Genomic DNA, 16,849 nt, shown 5'->3' on the forward strand with positions numbered 1-16,849 from the left:
CGAATTTTTGCAAGCTTTTGCTGCGCGAGAGTTCTTCACCACCAGACGCGCTTTTTTCATGTCCAGCGGATTTTGGTAAGCGGATAAAAAACCATTTTTAACTCGTGGTTATTTACAACTCTCGGCGCTTCGCTATAAGATGTATTTAAAATACATCTTTAAAGTTTTCTCTTTGTGAGGAGTGACACCATGTTAGACGCACATACCATCGCCACCATCAAATCAACCATTCCGGCCATCGCTGCTACCGGCCCGAAACTGACCGCCCACTTTTATGACCGCATGTTTGCCCATAACCCTGAACTGAAAGATGTGTTCAATATGAGCAACCAGCGTAACGGCGATCAACGTGAAGCGTTGTTTAATGCTATCTGCGCTTATGCGACCAATATTGAGAATCTTTCAGCGATTTTACCGGCGGTTGAACGCATTGCGCAGAAGCACGCCAGCATCAATATTCAGCCGCAGCAGTATCAGATCGTCGGTCAGCATCTGCTGGCCACCATTGATGAGCTGATGAGTCCGGGCAATGAGGTGCTCGAGGCCTGGGGTAAGGCGTATGGTGTGCTGGCTAACGTGTTTATTCAGCGCGAAGAGGCGATTTATCAGGAGTCAGAGCAGAAAACCGGCGGCTGGCGTAATACCCGCGCATTTACTATCAGCGCGATCACCGCAGAAAGCACTCTGATTAAAAGCTTTGTACTGACGCCGGTTGATGGCCAGCCGGTAGCCGATTATCGCCCAGGACAGTATCTCGGTATCACTATCAATGACGAAAGCTTTGATAATCAGGAAATTCGTCAGTACTCGTTGACCCGCTCTCCGAATGGTCAGAGCTATCGTATAGCGGTAAAACGCGAGTCGATGGGCACTGTCTCTGGCTGGCTGCATCAGAAAGCCCGCGTTGGCGACCAGGTTCAGCTGGCGGCTCCGGCCGGGGATTTCTTTATGGAGGTCAGCGCCGATACGCCGGTAACGCTGATTTCAGCAGGCGTCGGTCAGACACCGATGCTGGCGATGCTGCATAACCTTGCGGATAACCAACATCGCGCGGCGGTGAACTGGTTGCACGCGGCAGAAAATGGTCAGGTGCATGCGTTCAGTGATGAAGTCAACGCGCTGGGCGCGAAGCTGCCCGCTTTCTACAAACACGTCTGGTATAACCAGCCTGAAGCTGCGGACGATGGCCGCTATGACAGCGCCGGGTGGATGGATATGGCGGCAACCGAAGCCAGCCTCGCCAGTGCTGAGATGCAATTCTATGTCTGCGGTCCGATTGGTTTTATGCAGTTTGCCGTGAAACAGTTACTGGATGCGGGTATAAAGTCGGCCAATATTCACTATGAAGTGTTTGGCCCACATAAAGTGGTTTAAGCGGGATTTGGGCGGCGAGAACGCCGCCAGTACTGCCAGTGCAAATCATTGACACGGGCGGCGATAACGCCGCCCATGCGGGTGATTAAATCGCTTCTTCGTCTTCTTCGCCGGTGCGGATACGAACCACGCGAGCAACATCAAATACAAAGATTTTACCGTCGCCAATTTTACCGGTTTGCGCGGTCTGCATAATGGTTTCGACGCAGGTATCAACGATATCGTCGGCAACCACAATCTCAATCTTAACCTTTGGCAGAAAATCGACCATATATTCCGCGCCGCGATACAGTTCGGTGTGGCCTTTCTGACGACCAAAACCTTTCACTTCCGTCACGGTCATCCCGGTGATGCCGACTTCGGCCAGTGCCTCACGCACGTCATCGAGTTTGAACGGTTTAATAATCGCATCAATCTTTTTCATGGCAGACCCTTTTTCGCTCCCTCCGTGGCCGGAAGGGTAACATTCAGTATACAAGCTACGGACAGATACCGTCGGGCGGCCTGTCTCTCTGTGTGGCAGCTAAGCTAACATAACTCGACGTCGAAGCGGCACTAAAAACTATTCTTTAAAATCGGCGGCATCCAGCTCATGGCGCGACAGCAGCTTATAAAACTCGGTACGGTTACGTCCGGCAAGACGGGCAGCATTGGTCACATTGCCTTTGGTCATTTGCAGCAGTTTACGCAGATAGTTAAGTTCAAACTGATTGCGCGCCTCAACAAAGGTCGGTAACGCGGTGTTTTCGCCTTCCAGCGCCTGCTCCACCAGCGCATCACCGATCACCGGCGATGACGTCAGCGCCACGCACTGTTCAATCACGTTGACCAACTGACGGACATTTCCTGGCCAGCTGGCCGCCATCAGTCGTTTCATCGCGTCAGTGGAGAAACTTCGTACCTGAGGTTTATGGCGATCCGCCGACTGCCGCAGCAAATGATTGGCCAGCAGCGGAATATCTTCCGCGCGTTCATGCAGTGCCGGAATACGCAGATTCACCACATTCAGGCGATAAAACAGGTCTTCACGAAACTCTTTCTTCTCCATCGCTTTCGGCAGATCGCGATGGGTGGCGGAAATAATGCGGACATTAATATCCAGATCGCGGTTACTGCCCAGCGGCCGCACTTTGCGCTCCTGCAATACGCGCAGTAATTTCACCTGCAACGCCTGCGGCATATCACCAATTTCATCTAAAAACAGCGTGCCGCCTTCTGCCGCCTGGAACAACCCTTCACGGGCGCTGACCGCGCCGGTAAATGCGCCTTTCGCGTGACCAAACAGCTCCGACTCCAGCAATTGTTCGGGCAGAGCGCCGCAGTTAATCGCAATAAACGCCTTTCCGGCGCGCGGGCTGGCAGCATGAATCGCCTGGGCCAGCACCTCTTTACCGGTGCCGCTCTGGCCGTTAATTAATACGCTGACATCCGACTGCGCCACCATCCGCGCCTGCTCAAGCAGCTTCAGCATCAACGGACTGCGCGTCACAATCGAGTCGCGCCAGGTATCGTCGGAAGCGGGCGCGCTATGTGCCAGCGCTTCATCAATCGCCTTATATAGCGCGTCACGATCGACCGGTTTAGTCAGAAAGCTGAACACGCCCTGCTGAGTGGCAGAGACTGCTTCGGGAATCGAGCCGTGGGCAGTGAGAATAATCACCGGCATCCCTGGATGCAGCTTCTGGATTTCACTGAACAGCGCCAGTCCGTCCATTTCGTCCATACGCAGATCGCTAATCACCAGTTCCACTTTCTCTTTGGCTAACTGGCGCAGGGCTTCCGGGCCGCTGGCCGCCGTAGTCACCTGGAATCCCTCGCTGGTCAGGCGCATGCCGAGCAGTTTGAGTAAGCTCGGGTCATCATCGACCAGCAGTAAACGGGCTGATTTACCTTGAATCATGGGGTCTCACTCTCCGCTGCGCTCGCTGTGTTATCGGATGTCGACGGCACATAGGTCTCATCCGCCTGCACCGCGCCTGGGGTGTTCTCCTTCTCTGTCACGTGACTGTTATCAGAAACATCAGCAGATTTACGGGATGACAGCTGGCGTTCAATATCGGTCAGCGTTTCCAGTTTACGCCGCGTATCAGCCAGTTCACGCGCCAGCAGATGTTGATGCTGTCGCAAAGCATCAAGCTCGCTGTCGCTGGTTTGTTGCAGATGATAGTAGCGGGTTCGCTCCTGAGACAGCTGTAACTGCGCCGCCTGATTGTCGCGCCACAGTTGCAGTAATGGCCGGATCGATGACGGATAATCGAAGCTGTAGCTGTCCAGCCGTACCATATATTGGCGGCGCTCCACCGGCGTCACATTACCGTTGCTCAGCAACACACCCTGTTTAAAGGTATTTTGCCAGCTTTCTGCCGGCCACTTGCGTGCTTGCGTGCGCGCTTCGGCAGGCGTAAGCCGGGCGCTACAATCCATCGCCCGCATCCAGTAAAGCGGGTTTTTCATGCTCTCTTCGTCTTCTATTTGCCAGACACGATCGCAGCCTACTGCCAGATAGTCGACGATTTTGATTTCCGGCTCCACCACCGCATTTTTTTTACTGTTGAATTGCGGCTGGTGAGGCTGCTGACTGCATGCGGCCAGCAGTGCTGGCACAAACATCGCCGTGATCCTGCCAAACCGGCGCAAGACCACGGCAGAAAAAAATTGAAATTTCATTCGATTATTCTTTCCCGGCGGTTAAATTCAATTCGATACGGAAGCAGACATCTGCATCGTCTGCCGCCACCAGGTGAAGATCACCCTGCATTCGCCGTATACAATCTTTGGCAATACTCAGCCCCAGACCACTGCCCTTCACCGCACCTTTGCGTTGCAGACTTCCCTGGAAAAAGGGTTCAAAAATCATCGCCTGCTCTTCGGGCGGGATCGGCGTGCCGGTATTCGCCACATCAATAAAAATGCGCTGCCCCTGCTGGTAACTGCGCAGCCAGATGTTACCGGATTCGCTACCGTAGTGCACCGCGTTAGAGTAGAGATTATCGATGACGCGCATTAATAAGGTTGGCTCCGCGCGACAGCGGGTCACCTGCAGATCGATTGCAGTGTGAATTAGCTTAGCGCGTGCGGTGAGGCTGTGTGACGAGAGCACAATATCGATAATTTCATCCAACGCCACGTCTTCCAGTTCGGTCGGGCCATCCGCCAGTTTGCGGTTGTAATCCAGCAGTTGCTCAATCAGCTTCTGCAAATGACGGCTGCTGTGATCAAGAATACTGACGACCTCTTGCTGATCGGCTGTCAGTGGGCCGGCCACCTGATCGGCCAGCAGTTCGGTGCCCTCGCGCATGCTGGCCAGCGGGGTTTTTAGCTCATGCGAGATATGACGTAAAAACTCATGGCGCTGCGACTCCAGCCACGCCAGACGTTCACTTAGCCAGATAATACGCTGCCCCAGGGAACGGATCTCACGCGGGCCTTTAAACAACACGCTGTTGCCCAGTGGCCGCCCTTCCCCCAGCCGGTTGATCATGCGCTCCACCCCTTTTACCGGGCCGATAATCATGCGGGTAAACAGCAGCACCAGCGCCAGGCTGACCAGAAACAGAATCAGCGCCTGCCAGCCAAAATACTGGCCACGATCGGCAATCTCACGCTGCAACTGCAAACCGCGTGAGAACACCACTTCACGCGTCGCCTGCACCATTTGCGCATTCGCATTGGAAAAACCGTCCAGATTCTCCGCTGCTTCCTGCCGCGGATTGCTGTTCTGGCAATGTAACTGTGACAGCTGGGTAAGAAATTGTCGCAGGCTACGGTAATAACGAATATCAGGCAGCGCCGGTGCATGCGCATCAAGCATTTGTGAATAGCGGCTGTGCTGAGTCTGATACAGGCGCGCCAGCATCGGGTCATCCAGCACGCAATACTGGCGATAGCTACGCTCCAGCTCCAGCGCAGTACGCGCCATCGCCTCGCTACGACGCACATCAGTGAGCGTGGTTCGGTTGGTATCGGCCGCGCGGTCACTCAGCGCCGCCAGACTCTCCCATGCCTGCCATGCCAATACCAGCAGCGGTAACAGCACCAGCAGAAAAGCCATTAAAACCAGTTGCCGCAGCGAACGCGGAAAGAGACGCCATTTCTTCACGAAGTTGATTCCTGAGCACATTCTGCTGTTGATGCTAGCTGAGTGCGCAGCCTGAGGAAAGCGTGAGAGCGGAAAAGAAAAAAGGCAGATTCAAGGAATCTGCCTTTTTTATCACGATGACACATTGGTCACCGCAACTGAAGAGGTGGTGCCTAACTCAACGTTGCGTCCGATGCTTGATAAAGTCACAAAGTGATCTGTTATCGGTTTGGTGGACGGCAGGCACCGTATTGTGCGTCATTCGAAGTTTTATGAAGCGCTTGTCCGCTTTCGCAGGGCTGTCATAACAGGGTGAATGAGCCACTGACAACAATATTGCAATCGTCGTGCCAACTTTAAAATTAAATTATAACAACCTGATTTTATTGATTAATAAATAAAATCAACGTTGCCACGCTGCGAAGTTTTACCAGATGGTCTGACAAAGTGTCGCCAAAAAGAAACAACAACCAGCAAATCAGTGAAAAGCGATTTATTTCAATAATTTAAGTGTCACCTTCTGGAGACAGGTAACAGCGTTAATTGTCGCAAATCTGCAACACCCGCCGGGTTTCAGTCGATAAAAAGGCCGGAAATCCGGCCTTTTTATTGCGCTGGTGACTTAGCCCAGCTGCTTACGCGCATTACGGAAAATACGCATCCACGGACTGTCTTCGCCCCACTCGGCCGGATGCCAGGAGTTGCTGACGGTACGGAACACGCGCTCCGGATGCGGCATCATAATGGTCACACGACCACTTTCATTGGATACCGCAGTAATGCCGTTTGGTGAACCGTTCGGGTTCGCGGGATAGTTTTGCGTTACTTTGCCGAAGTTATCGACATAGCGCAGCGCCACCAGTCCCTGATGTTCCAGCGCGGCCAGATGCGCATTATCACGCACCTCAACAAAACCTTCGCCGTGAGAGACGGCGATTGGCATACGCGAACCGGCCATGCCTTCCAGCAGCAGCGACGGGCTGGCGGCTACTTCTACCAGGCTGAAACGCGCTTCAAAACGCTCTGACTGGTTGCGCACGAAACGCGGCCAGTTTTCGCTACCCGGAATCAGTTCACGCAGATTAGACATCATCTGACAACCGTTACAAACGCCCAGCGCCAGCGTCTGTGGACGATGGAAGAAGGTTTCGAACTCGTCGCGTACCCGGCTGTTGAACAGAATCGACTTCGCCCAGCCTTCACCCGCACCCAGCACGTCGCCATAAGAGAATCCACCACAGGCCACCAGCGCCTGGAAATCTTCCAGACCACGACGTCCCGCCAGCAGATCGCTCATATGCACGTCGACGGCATCAAAACCGGCACGATGCCAGGCCGCAGCCATTTCAACATGGGAGTTAACGCCCTGCTCACGCAGCACGGCCACTTTAGGACGCGCACCGGTGGCGATAAACGGAGCGGCAATATCGTCTTCCGGTTTAAAGGTCAGATTAACGTTCAGACCCGGATCGTTGTCATCTTTCTTCGCGTCGTGTTCCTGATCGGCACACTGTGGGTTGTCACGCAAGCGCTGCATCTGCCAGGTGGTTTCTGCCCACCAGGTACGCAGCGTGGTACGGCTTTCACTGTACACCGCGCTGTCACCAGAACGGATAACAAAACGGTCGCCGGTTTGCGCGTGACCCAGGTAGTGTACGCAAGCTGCCAGACCGTTGTCCGCCAGCACTTTTTCGACCAGTGCACGATCCTGCGCAGCAACCTGAATCACCGCACCCAGCTCTTCGTTAAACAGCGCCGCCAGCGCATCGCTGCCCAGCGCGGCAATATCCACATCAACGCCGCAGTGGCCGGTAAAGGCCATTTCGGCCAACGTCACCAGCAGGCCGCCGTCGGAGCGGTCGTGGTATGCCAGCAGTTTCTCATCGGCAACCAGCGTCTGAATGGCGTTGAAGAAGCCAGCCAGCTGTTGTGCATCGCGCACGTCGGCAGGCTTATCACCCAACTGACGATAGACTTGTGACAGCGCGGTAGCGCCCAGTGCATTCTGGCCCTGACCTAAATCGATCAGCAGCAGCGCGTTATCCTGCTGCGGCTGCAACTGTGGCGTTACGGTGCGGCGCACATCTTCGACGCGGGCAAACGCGGTGATCACCAGCGACAGTGGCGAGGTCATTTCGCGCTGTTCGCTATCCTGCTGCCAGCGGGTTTTCATCGACATGGAATCTTTGCCCACCGGAATGGTAATCCCCAGCGCCGGACACAGCTCTTCGCCCACCGCTTTCACCGCTTCGTACAGACCCGCGTCTTCGCCAGGATGTCCGGCCGCCGCCATCCAGTTTGCCGACAGTTTGATGCGCTTCAGCGAACCAATCTGGGTCGCGGCAATGTTAGTCAGCGCTTCGCCTACCGCCAGACGGCCTGATGCGGCAAAGTCCAGCAGTGCCACAGGCGCACGTTCGCCCAGTGACATCGCTTCACCATAGTAGCTGTCGAGGCTGGCGGTGGTCACGGCACAGTTCGCCACCGGAATCTGCCACGGCCCGACCATCTGATCGCGTGCCACCATACCGGTCACGCTACGGTCACCGATGGTAATCAGGAAGGTTTTCTCAGCAACAGTTGGCAGATGCAGCACGCGGTTAACCGCATCGGCAACGGTGATGCCATCACGTACCAGCGTGTCGCCTTTCGCCTGTTGGCTGGTGACATCGCGGGTCATTTTCGGCGTTTTGCCCAGTAGCACGTCCAGCGGCATATCGATAGGTTTGTTATCGAAATGGCTGTCAGACAGTGTCAGATGCAGTTCTTCGGTGGCTTCACCGATGACCGCATAAGGTGCGCGCTCGCGTTTGCACAGGCGGTCGAACTGCGCCAGTTTTTCCGGTGCAACCGCCAGCACATAGCGCTCTTGCGACTCGTTACACCATACTTCCAGCGGACTCATGCCAGCTTCGTCACTGAGAATATCACGCAGGTTAAACTGACCACCGCGCTCACCATCGCTGACCAGTTCAGGCATGGCGTTGGAAAGCCCCCCCGCACCGACATCATGAATAAACAGAATCGGATTATCTTCGCCCAGCTGCCAGCAGCGGTCGATCACTTCCTGGCAACGACGCTCCATTTCCGGGTTATCACGCTGCACGGAGGCGAAATCAAGATCGGCATCAGACTGGCCTGAGGCCATTGATGACGCCGCACCGCCGCCGAGACCGATATTCATCGCCGGGCCACCCAGTACAATCAGTTTGGCACCGACGGTGATTTCACCTTTCTGCACGTGGTCAGCACGGATATTGCCGATACCGCCCGCCAGCATAATCGGCTTGTGGTAACCGCGCAGCTCAACGCCGTTATGGCTGTTAACCCGCTCTTCATAGGTACGGAAGTAGCCCGTCAGCGCCGGACGACCAAATTCGTTATTGAACGCCGCGCCGCCCAGTGGGCCCTCGGTCATAATATCCAGCGCGGTCACGATGCGATCGGGCTTACCGAAATCTTCTTCCCACGGCTGTTCAAAGCCCGGAATACGCAGGTTAGATACCGAGAAACCGACCAGGCCCGCTTTCGGTTTCGCGCCACGTCCGGTTGCACCTTCATCACGAATTTCACCACCGGAACCGGTCGCGGCACCCGGCCATGGCGAAATCGCCGTTGGGTGGTTATGGGTTTCTACCTTCATCAGGATATGGGCGTCTTCCTGATGGAAGTCGTAGACACCTTTATCCGCATCGGCGTAGAAGCGGCCAACCTGCGAGCCTTCCATCACTGCGGCGTTGTCTTTATAAGCTGACAGCACGTAGTCCGGGGTTTTCTCGAAGGTGTTTTTAATCATTTTAAACAGCGATTTAGGCTGTTGCTGACCATCAATAATCCAGTCGGCGTTGAAAATTTTATGACGACAGTGCTCGGAGTTTGCCTGGGCAAACATATACAGCTCGATGTCGTTCGGGTTGCGCCCCAGTTTTTCAAATGCAGCCTGCAGATAGTCAATTTCATCGTCGGCCAGCGCCAGACCGAGCTTCTGGTTAGCCTGCACCAGCGCATTGCGGCCTTCACCCAGCACATCCACGCTTTGCAGCGGCTGTGGCTGATGATGAGCAAACAGTTGTTGCGCCTGCTCCAGTTCGACAAATACCGTTTCCATCATGCGGTCATGCAGTAATCCGGCCAGCTGTGACCACTGAGCTTCGGTCAGTTTCGGTGCCTGAATATAGAAAGCCAGACCGCGCTCAAGACGCAACACCTGCGGTAAATCGCAGTTATGGGCAATATCGGTCGCTTTAGAAGACCAGGGAGAAATCGTGCCTGGACGCGGGGTCACCAGCAATAAGCGCCCTTCCGGCGTATGCTCAGCGAGAGACGGACCGTACTTCAACAGACGCTGAAGGCGGCTCTTTTCGTCAGCGTTTAGCGGCGCGCTGACATCAGCAAAATGGACGTACTCGGCGTAAATATCACTCACCGGCAGGTGAGCGTCCTGAAAGCGGGTCAGCAGTTTGTTAATACGAAATGCCGACAGAGCGGGCGAACCACGCAGAATTTCCATCATCAAAGATCTCTCGTCTTCGAAGCGCCGGGCGACGCTTCTTTGGGCGCAACAGGGAAAACGGGCGCTATTATAAAGAATCCGCGCTGCCAACGAAACCGTTTGCGCATAATTTCTCGGATACCAGAATCGGCTTAAATTTGCGCAAATCCTGCTGAATAAGTTGCGGCGCGGCACTTTGTTGCGCAAAATGCCCCACGCTCTGGGAAATCTACCATAACTAATACTGCCGTAAGAGACAGAGGCCCGCGGGCTACCGAGAGATAACTATTTGAAACGCCTAAAAATTAATTATCTGCTGATCGGGCTGATCACCGTGCTGCTCGCGCTTGCGCTGTGGCCGTCGATCCCCTGGTACGGGAGTTCGGAAGACCGAATTGCACAGATAAAATCGCGGGGCGTATTACGCATCAGCACCATAAATTCCCCGCTAACTTATTTCACCATCAATAAATCACCGGCGGGTATGGATTACGAGCTGGCAAAGCGCTTCGCCGATTATCTTGGTGTCAGGCTGGAAGTGACGGTTCGTCAGAACCTTAACGACCTGTTTGACGATCTTGATGATGATAAAGCGGATGTGCTGGCCGCCGGACTGATTTACAACAGTGAAAGACTGGAACGATTCCGTGCCGGTCCGGCTTACTATTCGGTTTCACAACAGCTGGTGTACCGCCTCGGTAAGCCGCGGCCAAAAAGTCTCGGCGACCTGAAAGGACGTCTGACGGTGGCTTCCGGCTCCGCCTACTTATCCACACTGCGCACCATGAAACAGAGCCAGTTTCCCGATCTCGACTGGGCCATTTCAACCGATCAAAGCCCAAAAGCGCTGCTGGAAGCGGTAGCCGACGGCAAACTTGAATACACCGTTGCCGATTCCGTCACCATCGGATTGCTGCAACGCATTCATCCGCAGCTGGCGGTGGCGTTTGATATTACCGATGAAGAGCCGGTCACCTGGTATATGCAGCGCAATCAGGATGACAGTCTCAATGCGGCGATGCTGGACTTCTTTAGCCAGATGAGTGAAGAAGGCAGCATGGCGCGGCTGGAAGAGAAGTATCTCGGCCATGTCGGCACCTTTGACTATGTCGATACCCGTACTTTCCTGCGCGCCATTGACGGGGTTTTACCGGATATCAAGCCGCTGTTTCAACGTTACGCCAATAATATTGACTGGCGCTTGCTGGCCGCGATCTCGTACCAGGAGTCACACTGGAACCCGCAGGCAACCTCTCCTACCGGCGTGCGTGGTCTGATGATGCTGACGCGCAACACCGCCGACAGTCTTAATGTCGATGACCGGCTTGATCCCGAGCAGAGCATTCGCGGGGGCAGCGAATATTTACAGCGCATGATGGAAAAAGTGCCGTCGACCATCCCGGAGGATGAGCGTATCTGGTTTGCGCTGGCGGCTTATAATATGGGATACGCGCATATGCTGGATGCCCGCCGACTGACCGAAAAACAAAAAGGTAACCCCGACAGCTGGGCCGACGTAAAAACGCGCCTGCCGATGCTGAGCCAGAAACGCTATTACAGCCAGACGACTTACGGCTATGCGCGCGGGCATGAAGCCTATGCGTATGTAGAAAATATCCGTAAATATCAGATTAGCCTGGTGGGATATCTGCAGGAGCAGGAGCGGAAAATTGCTCAGCGTGCGGCGCTGGAAGCGGAACTGGGTAAAGGTTATCCGGCGGTACAACCGGATATTGCCATGCATTGATTATTAAGGCGGCGCGACGGTGCCGCTTTACTGCTTCACCGACTTGCGTAGCGCTTTTTTCTGCTCGCGACGCATGCGGAAAAAATCACTTAACATGCCAGCGCACTGTTGCGCCAGAATCCCTTCGGTCATTTTCACCTGATGATTCATACCGGGATGCCCCAGCACATCCAGTAACGAACCGGCAGCACCGGTTTTCTCATCGCGCGCGCCAAACACCAGACGCCCGATGCGGCTGTGTACAATAGCTCCGGCACACATCACGCAAGGTTCGAGGGTGACATACAGCGTGGTATCGATCAGACGATAGTTCTCCAGCACTTTCCCCCCTTGACGCAACGCCATAATTTCCGCATGCGCAGTAGGATCGTGATGTCCGATAGGACGATTCCAGCCTTCGCCAATCACCCGATTGCCCTGCACCAACACTGCGCCGACCGGCACTTCGCCCTCATCCCAGGCACGCTGTGCCAGCGTTAAGGCATGACGCATCCAAAATTCATCGTTGTAATCGGTCACCTGAGTCTCCAGTGGGGCAAAAAGCGCGGGGCATTATACATAAAACGGCGGGGAGACTGACTGAAACCTGTTACGGGCGACGAGAACGCCGCCCATCGGGAGTTTTCTTTATTCCAGCTGTTGCAGCTTACCTTCCGGCGTGACGCGCCAGCGATGCTGGCAGAAGAACAGCAGTGGGTTGTCCTGCTTGCTGTCGCTGTAACCACTGTGAAGCTGTAGCGGTGTACCAATCTGATCTTCCAGCTGGGCAACTTTTTCATGGCCTAAACAGCGCATTGACAGTACCCGTCCGCCATAACCGCGTGTCATCTGACTGGCGATCAACTTCACTCGCGGCAGAAACGCCGAATCATAGTAAACCTGCTCCACCAGCGGCTGCGGTGAGCCGGTAATCAACCAGACATCGGCATCTTCGCTGCTAAGATAGTCCGTCAGGCGTTGTTGTACCACCGGAAAGGCCGTCACGCGCTGGCGGAACCACTGCGCGAAGGCTTTCTCACGCTGCTGTAATCGTGCTTCACTATGGCCAAAAGTGATCGACCACAACAGCAGGCTCATCGGCCAGCGGGCCGCACGACCTTTAATTAACAGCGCCAGACCGATGACGGGTAACAAAGGCACCACTAACAACAGGTTAATCGGCTGACGCCACAGCAAGTAGCGCATAAAGGTGCCAAACATATCCTGCTGATGTAGCGTGCCATCTAAATCAAAAAATACTACGCGCCTTGGTGTTCCCTTAGTCAAGCATCTCTCCTCAGGATAATGAATCCATTAATCGGGCAATCTGCGTTGCCGTCGCCAGGGTTACAGTAACAAGTGTAGTCAGAAGCCGTAAAGCTGGCCGGGGTTTATGCCGATGATGTTTTCCATACCACTGAAGCTTTTTACCTGCTTTAATCATGGATCGCACAGTGTGGCCCGTTAGACTAAGTTATTCATATTCAGGGCATCATGATTATCATCACGTAGCATCAATCAGAGGAAAACAGAATGAGTTCACTGCTGCGCATTCGTCAGTTGTATCCCAGACTGGCGCTGAACGAACGGCGGCTGGCGGATTTTTTGCTGTCACAGCCGGATCGCGCACGTCATCTCAGTTCGCAAAAATTAGCGGAAGAGTCCGGCGTCAGCCAGTCCAGCGTGGTGAAGTTTGCACAAAAGTTGGGATATAAAGGCTTTCCGGCGCTGAAACTGGCGCTAAGTGAATCGCTGGCCGATAAAGATGCCATTACCGTACACAATCAGATTTTGAGCGATGACCCGCTGAAAGTGGTGGGCGAAAAATTGTTTGCTGAAAAGCAGTCGGCGATACGTGCCACACTGGATATCAACAGTGAAGAGAAGCTGCTGGAAACTCTGCGGCTGCTGAAATCGGCTCAGCGTATTGTGCTGGTCGGCATCGGCGCGTCCGGCCTGGTGGCAAAGGATTTTTCATGGAAGCTGATGAAAATTGGTATCAGCGCGGTGGCGGAGCAGGATATGCACGCGTTGCTGGCCAGCGTGCAGGCGCTGACAACCGGCGATTTACTGCTGGCGATCTCCTACACCGGAGAACGACGTGAAATCAATCTTGCCGCCCAGGAAGCCCAGCGTGCCGGGGCGAGTGTGCTGGCGTTTACCGGCTTTACGCCCAATACCCTGCAGCAGTGTGCCACCCACTGTTTGTACACCGTGGCGGAAGAGCAAAGCACGCGCAGCGCGGCCATTTCGTCAACCACGGCTCAGCTGGCGCTGACCGATCTGCTGTTTATGGCGTTGATCCAGAACGATCCGGAGCGAGCCTCCAGCCATATTCGGCACAGCGAAGCGCTGGTGAAAAAGCTGGTCTGATAAGTTATTGATAAAACTATAAACAACTGCGGACGATCTGACATGCTTTGCGCTGAGGGACATTCTAAGCCGACCGCGCAGTACTATTGTGCTGATTTAGCAAGTCCGCCGGGCTTATTTATCAGTGAAGCTGTTTCAGCTCATCTGCTGTCAGGCCGATCATTTCCTGAACCACCGAAAAATCCATCCCTTTCGCCAGCATCTTACGCGCCACTTCTTGTTTTCCTTCCTGTTTTACTTGCTGGCGGCTTTCCTGTTGAAGCTTCTCTGCGATAGTCATCAGTGTTTCCTTATGTTGCGGTAAACGTTCTGCCAGCTCCCGGAGAAAAGATTTCAGGTCAGCCGTTTCTCCTGCCTGGATCATGTAATTTATCAACACGTCCAGCTGCTTGTTAGTAGTGTATTAGCTGCAAAACAACGTTGCCAGAGGCTTGCACAACTCCGACAGGTCGCGCAAACGAATATGTTTCTGTAGTAGCTCGAGCGCCGCCATACGCCGGTGAGTCATGATTTCATCATCAGGAATAACCGTGAGATCCACCAGCGGAAAGTCGCCGCCATAAATCTGTCCGGCCAGCTCCGGAGCGCTGAAGCCTTGTAGCCAGCTCATCGGATACGGCCAGGGCGTTTTTTCCCCATGATAGAAAAGAATCGGGATCACCAGCGGCAGCTGTTTATGCCCGGCCCTGAGGTGCTGATGCATGGCCGCGATGGCATAACGCATCAAACGAAAGCTCATCTGATTATCGGCGGAACTCTGATGTTCAATCAGGCAGTAAATATACCCTTCGCGGCTACCCGCTTTCAGTGAATACAGGATATCCGAGCAAAACGCTTGCAGATCATCCTCAATAAAACTGCCAGAGGTGATTTGCAGCGTATCAAGATTGCAACGCTGCAGCAGTGCCGGAGGCAAATGAATTTGCAGAAAGTCACGCGCCGTTTCTACATCAGAAAGAAAGTATTTAAATACAGCATCATGCGGGGTTGGAGTGGAGCCCATTTTCCGTAACCTGTCATCCAGTTTGACATGTAATGACCCTGGCACAGTTCATCAGTGGGTAAAATATGTTCAGTGCGTCTGGCAGACATAAAACATCTTCGTTGCTTGTGTTTGCGGGCTTACACTCATCCCGGCGTGAAGTCACTGCCTTATGACGGGGATCATTGGGGGGCATTTTCTTTTTGTGTTATGGTTCGCAACATAGAAACTTCCTGTTCTTTGCCGGCTTAACCATTGTGCTCACGCATAAAGGTGACCCGACGAGATTTTTCCGTGTGGGTTGCTACAGAAGTTTTTTCAACAGGAAGTTCACCATCTACTCACTGATTTTAAATAAATTAAAGCGTAAACAACTGAAATGGCTTTATTAATAACCAAGCGCTGTATCAACTGTGATATGTGCGAGCCGGAGTGTCCGAATCAGGCGATCTCGATGGGAGATGAGATCTATCAGATCGATGCCGATCGCTGCACCGAATGCGTTGGCCATTACGATACGCCGACCTGCCAGCAGGTGTGTCCGATCGACAACACAATTATTATCGATCCGCAACATATCGAAGCCCGGGAAGCGCTGTGGGAGAAGTTTGTGGTGATGCATCACCCGGTTTGATGGCTTAGCAACAGCGGCGCGAACGCCGCTCCAGAGATTGCAGTCAGTTTTCGATGATCACCGTCGCACAGGCATAGTTGCGCTCATCCGCCAGCGTCACATGTACATATTTGACGCCAAGCTTTTCTGCCACTTCCGCCGCATGCTGGAAAAAACGCAGCCCCGGCTTGCCCAGTTCATCGTTATACACTTCAAACTGATTAAACGCTAAACCCCCGCGGATACCGGTGCCAAAGGCTTTGGCGGCGGCTTCTTTGACGGCAAAACGCTTGGCAAGAAAGCGTAGCGGCTGCTTATGCGCCTGATATTGCGCCCACTCGTTCGCGCTCAGCACGCGCTGAGCCAGACGATCGCCAGAACGGGAGATCACCCCTTCAATGCGCGCAATCTCGACGATATCGGTGCCAAGGCCAAGAATAGCCATTAGCGACGCGCTTCCCGCATCAGCTGCTTCATCTCTTTCACCGCATCCGCCAGTCCACTCATTACCGCCCGACCAATAATTGCATGGCCGATATTAAGTTCATGCATTTCCGGCAGCGCAGCAATCGGCAACACGTTGTGGTAGGTCAGACCGTGTCCGGCATTCACCTTCAGACCCTGACCTGCCGCATAGGTAGCCGCTTCGCGGATTCTGGCCAGCTCAGCGTCACGCGCCGCGCCCTCTTCGGCTTCCGCATAGGCACCGGTGTGAATCTCAATATAGGGCGCGCCAGAGGCGACAGCGGCGTCGATTTGCGCTTTATCAGCATCGATAAACAGCGAAACCAGAATGCCGACAGCATGCAGACGCGCCACGGCGGCGGTAATTTTTTCCAGCTGACCGGCAACATCCAGCCCGCCTTCCGTAGTGACTTCCTGACGTTTTTCCGGCACCAGGCAGCAAAAATGGGGTTTGATTTCACAGGCAATATCGACCATTTCGTCGGTGACTGCCATCTCCAGATTCATCCGCGTCTGGATGGTCTGACGCAAAATGCGCACGTCGCGGTCGGTAATATGACGACGATCTTCACGCAGATGCACGGTAATACCGTCTGCACCAGCCTGTTCGGAAACAAACGCCGCCTGAACCGGATCGGGATAGTTGGTGCCACGCGCATTACGCACGGTAGCCACGTGATCGATATTGACGCCTAACAACAACTCAGCCATGACAGTCCTCAAATTTTTTGCCAACGTTAAATGCA

Annotated in this window: 13 protein-coding genes and 1 pseudogene; 4 read left to right on the forward strand and 10 right to left on the reverse strand. The window is 54.1% G+C overall.

Annotation, left to right across the window (positions count from 1 at the left end; translation table 11 throughout):
* The first annotated feature begins 189 nt into the window (after nt 1-189).
* Nucleotides 190-1,374 carry an NO-inducible flavohemoprotein gene (gene hmpA, locus NG42_RS17045; RefSeq protein WP_052901286.1) on the forward strand — a complete coding sequence of 395 codons (1,185 nt, stop codon included), beginning with the start codon at nt 190-192 and terminating at the stop codon, nt 1,372-1,374.
* An 85-nt stretch (nt 1,375-1,459) separates the two neighbouring features.
* On the opposite strand, the gene glnB is transcribed toward hmpA, so the two are convergent.
* From glnB to purL, 5 genes are all read right to left on the reverse strand, one after another.
* A complete protein-coding gene (gene glnB, locus NG42_RS17050; RefSeq protein WP_052901288.1) occupies nt 1,460-1,798 on the reverse strand; it encodes a nitrogen regulatory protein P-II in 339 nt (112 codons plus the stop codon).
* A 138-nt stretch (nt 1,799-1,936) separates the two neighbouring features.
* Nucleotides 1,937-3,274 carry a two-component system response regulator GlrR gene (gene glrR / locus NG42_RS17055; RefSeq protein ID WP_052901290.1) on the reverse strand — a complete coding sequence of 446 codons (1,338 nt, stop codon included), beginning with the start codon at nt 3,272-3,274 and terminating at the stop codon, nt 1,937-1,939.
* Nucleotides 3,271-4,041, reverse strand: coding sequence for a two-component system QseEF-associated lipoprotein QseG (gene qseG, locus NG42_RS17060; RefSeq protein ID WP_072133257.1), 771 nt, complete (start codon nt 4,039-4,041; stop codon nt 3,271-3,273). Before qseG ends, glrR begins: the two co-directional genes overlap by 4 nt.
* A 4-nt stretch (nt 4,042-4,045) precedes the next feature.
* Nucleotides 4,046-5,473, reverse strand: coding sequence for a sensor histidine kinase (locus tag NG42_RS17065; protein WP_052901291.1), 1,428 nt, complete (start codon nt 5,471-5,473; stop codon nt 4,046-4,048).
* A gap of 601 nt (nt 5,474-6,074) precedes the next feature.
* A complete protein-coding gene (gene purL, locus NG42_RS17070) occupies nt 6,075-9,965 on the reverse strand; it encodes a phosphoribosylformylglycinamidine synthase (RefSeq protein ID WP_052901293.1) in 3,891 nt (1,296 codons plus the stop codon).
* A gap of 268 nt (nt 9,966-10,233) precedes the next feature.
* Between purL and mltF the strand changes: the two genes are divergently transcribed.
* On the forward strand, nt 10,234-11,691 hold the full coding sequence (gene mltF, locus NG42_RS17075) for a membrane-bound lytic murein transglycosylase MltF (RefSeq protein ID WP_052901295.1): 1,458 nt from the start codon (nt 10,234-10,236) through the stop codon (nt 11,689-11,691).
* Nucleotides 11,692-11,718: 27 nt separating this feature from the next.
* Here mltF and tadA read toward each other — a convergent pair whose 3' ends face one another.
* Together tadA and yfhb are read right to left on the reverse strand one after the other, a co-directional pair.
* Nucleotides 11,719-12,210: a tRNA adenosine(34) deaminase TadA gene (gene tadA, locus NG42_RS17080; protein WP_052901297.1), complete on the reverse strand. Its 492-nt coding sequence runs from the start codon at nt 12,208-12,210 to the stop codon at nt 11,719-11,721.
* Nucleotides 12,211-12,318: 108 nt separating this feature from the next.
* On the reverse strand, nt 12,319-12,957 hold the full coding sequence (gene yfhb, locus NG42_RS17085; RefSeq protein ID WP_052901299.1) for a phosphatidylglycerophosphatase C: 639 nt from the start codon (nt 12,955-12,957) through the stop codon (nt 12,319-12,321).
* A 246-nt stretch (nt 12,958-13,203) separates the two neighbouring features.
* Here yfhb and NG42_RS17090 point away from each other — a divergent pair, with 246 nt between their 5' ends.
* The gene (locus NG42_RS17090) at nt 13,204-14,043 is read left to right on the forward strand and encodes a MurR/RpiR family transcriptional regulator (RefSeq protein WP_052901301.1); all 840 of its coding nucleotides are present in this window, start codon (nt 13,204-13,206) and stop codon (nt 14,041-14,043) included.
* Nucleotides 14,044-14,164: 121 nt separating this feature from the next.
* Here NG42_RS17090 and NG42_RS17095 read toward each other — a convergent pair.
* Nucleotides 14,165-15,046, reverse strand: a pseudogene (locus NG42_RS17095) (Rpn family recombination-promoting nuclease/putative transposase).
* Between the two features lie 358 nt (nt 15,047-15,404).
* On the opposite strand from NG42_RS17095, the gene NG42_RS17100 reads away from it, so the two are divergent.
* Nucleotides 15,405-15,659, forward strand: a complete 255-nt coding sequence (locus tag NG42_RS17100) for a YfhL family 4Fe-4S dicluster ferredoxin (protein WP_052901303.1) — start codon at nt 15,405-15,407, stop codon at nt 15,657-15,659.
* Nucleotides 15,660-15,702: 43 nt separating this feature from the next.
* On the opposite strand, the gene acpS is transcribed toward NG42_RS17100, so the two are convergent.
* The gene (gene acpS / locus NG42_RS17105) at nt 15,703-16,083 is read right to left on the reverse strand and encodes a holo-ACP synthase (RefSeq protein WP_052901304.1); all 381 of its coding nucleotides are present in this window, start codon (nt 16,081-16,083) and stop codon (nt 15,703-15,705) included.
* Nucleotides 16,083-16,814 (reverse strand): pyridoxine 5'-phosphate synthase, encoded by a 732-nt coding sequence (gene pdxJ / locus NG42_RS17110; RefSeq protein WP_052901306.1) that lies wholly within the window; start codon nt 16,812-16,814, stop codon nt 16,083-16,085. The genes acpS and pdxJ overlap by 1 nt, the downstream gene beginning before the upstream one ends.
* Nucleotides 16,815-16,849 lie beyond the last annotated feature (35 nt).

The sequence above is a fragment of the Winslowiella iniecta genome, assembly GCF_001267535.1.
Taxonomy (GTDB): domain Bacteria; phylum Pseudomonadota; class Gammaproteobacteria; order Enterobacterales; family Enterobacteriaceae; genus Erwinia; species Erwinia iniecta.

Excerpts from the sequence above, each read along its gene's own strand:
- hmpA (WP_052901286.1), top strand. The coding sequence starts at position 190 with ATGTTAGACGCACATACCATCGCCACCATCAAATCAACCATTCCGGCC.
- glnB (WP_052901288.1), bottom strand. The coding sequence starts at position 1,798 with ATGAAAAAGATTGATGCGATTATTAAACCGTTCAAACTCGATGACGTG.
- glrR (WP_052901290.1), bottom strand. The coding sequence starts at position 3,274 with ATGATTCAAGGTAAATCAGCCCGTTTACTGCTGGTCGATGATGACCCG.
- qseG (WP_072133257.1), bottom strand. The coding sequence starts at position 4,041 with ATGAAATTTCAATTTTTTTCTGCCGTGGTCTTGCGCCGGTTTGGCAGG.
- purL (WP_052901293.1), bottom strand. The coding sequence starts at position 9,965 with ATGATGGAAATTCTGCGTGGTTCGCCCGCTCTGTCGGCATTTCGTATT.
- NG42_RS17090 (WP_052901301.1), top strand. The coding sequence starts at position 13,204 with ATGAGTTCACTGCTGCGCATTCGTCAGTTGTATCCCAGACTGGCGCTG.
- NG42_RS17100 (WP_052901303.1), top strand. The coding sequence starts at position 15,405 with ATGGCTTTATTAATAACCAAGCGCTGTATCAACTGTGATATGTGCGAG.
- acpS (WP_052901304.1), bottom strand. The coding sequence starts at position 16,083 with ATGGCTATTCTTGGCCTTGGCACCGATATCGTCGAGATTGCGCGCATT.
- pdxJ (WP_052901306.1), bottom strand. The coding sequence starts at position 16,814 with ATGGCTGAGTTGTTGTTAGGCGTCAATATCGATCACGTGGCTACCGTG.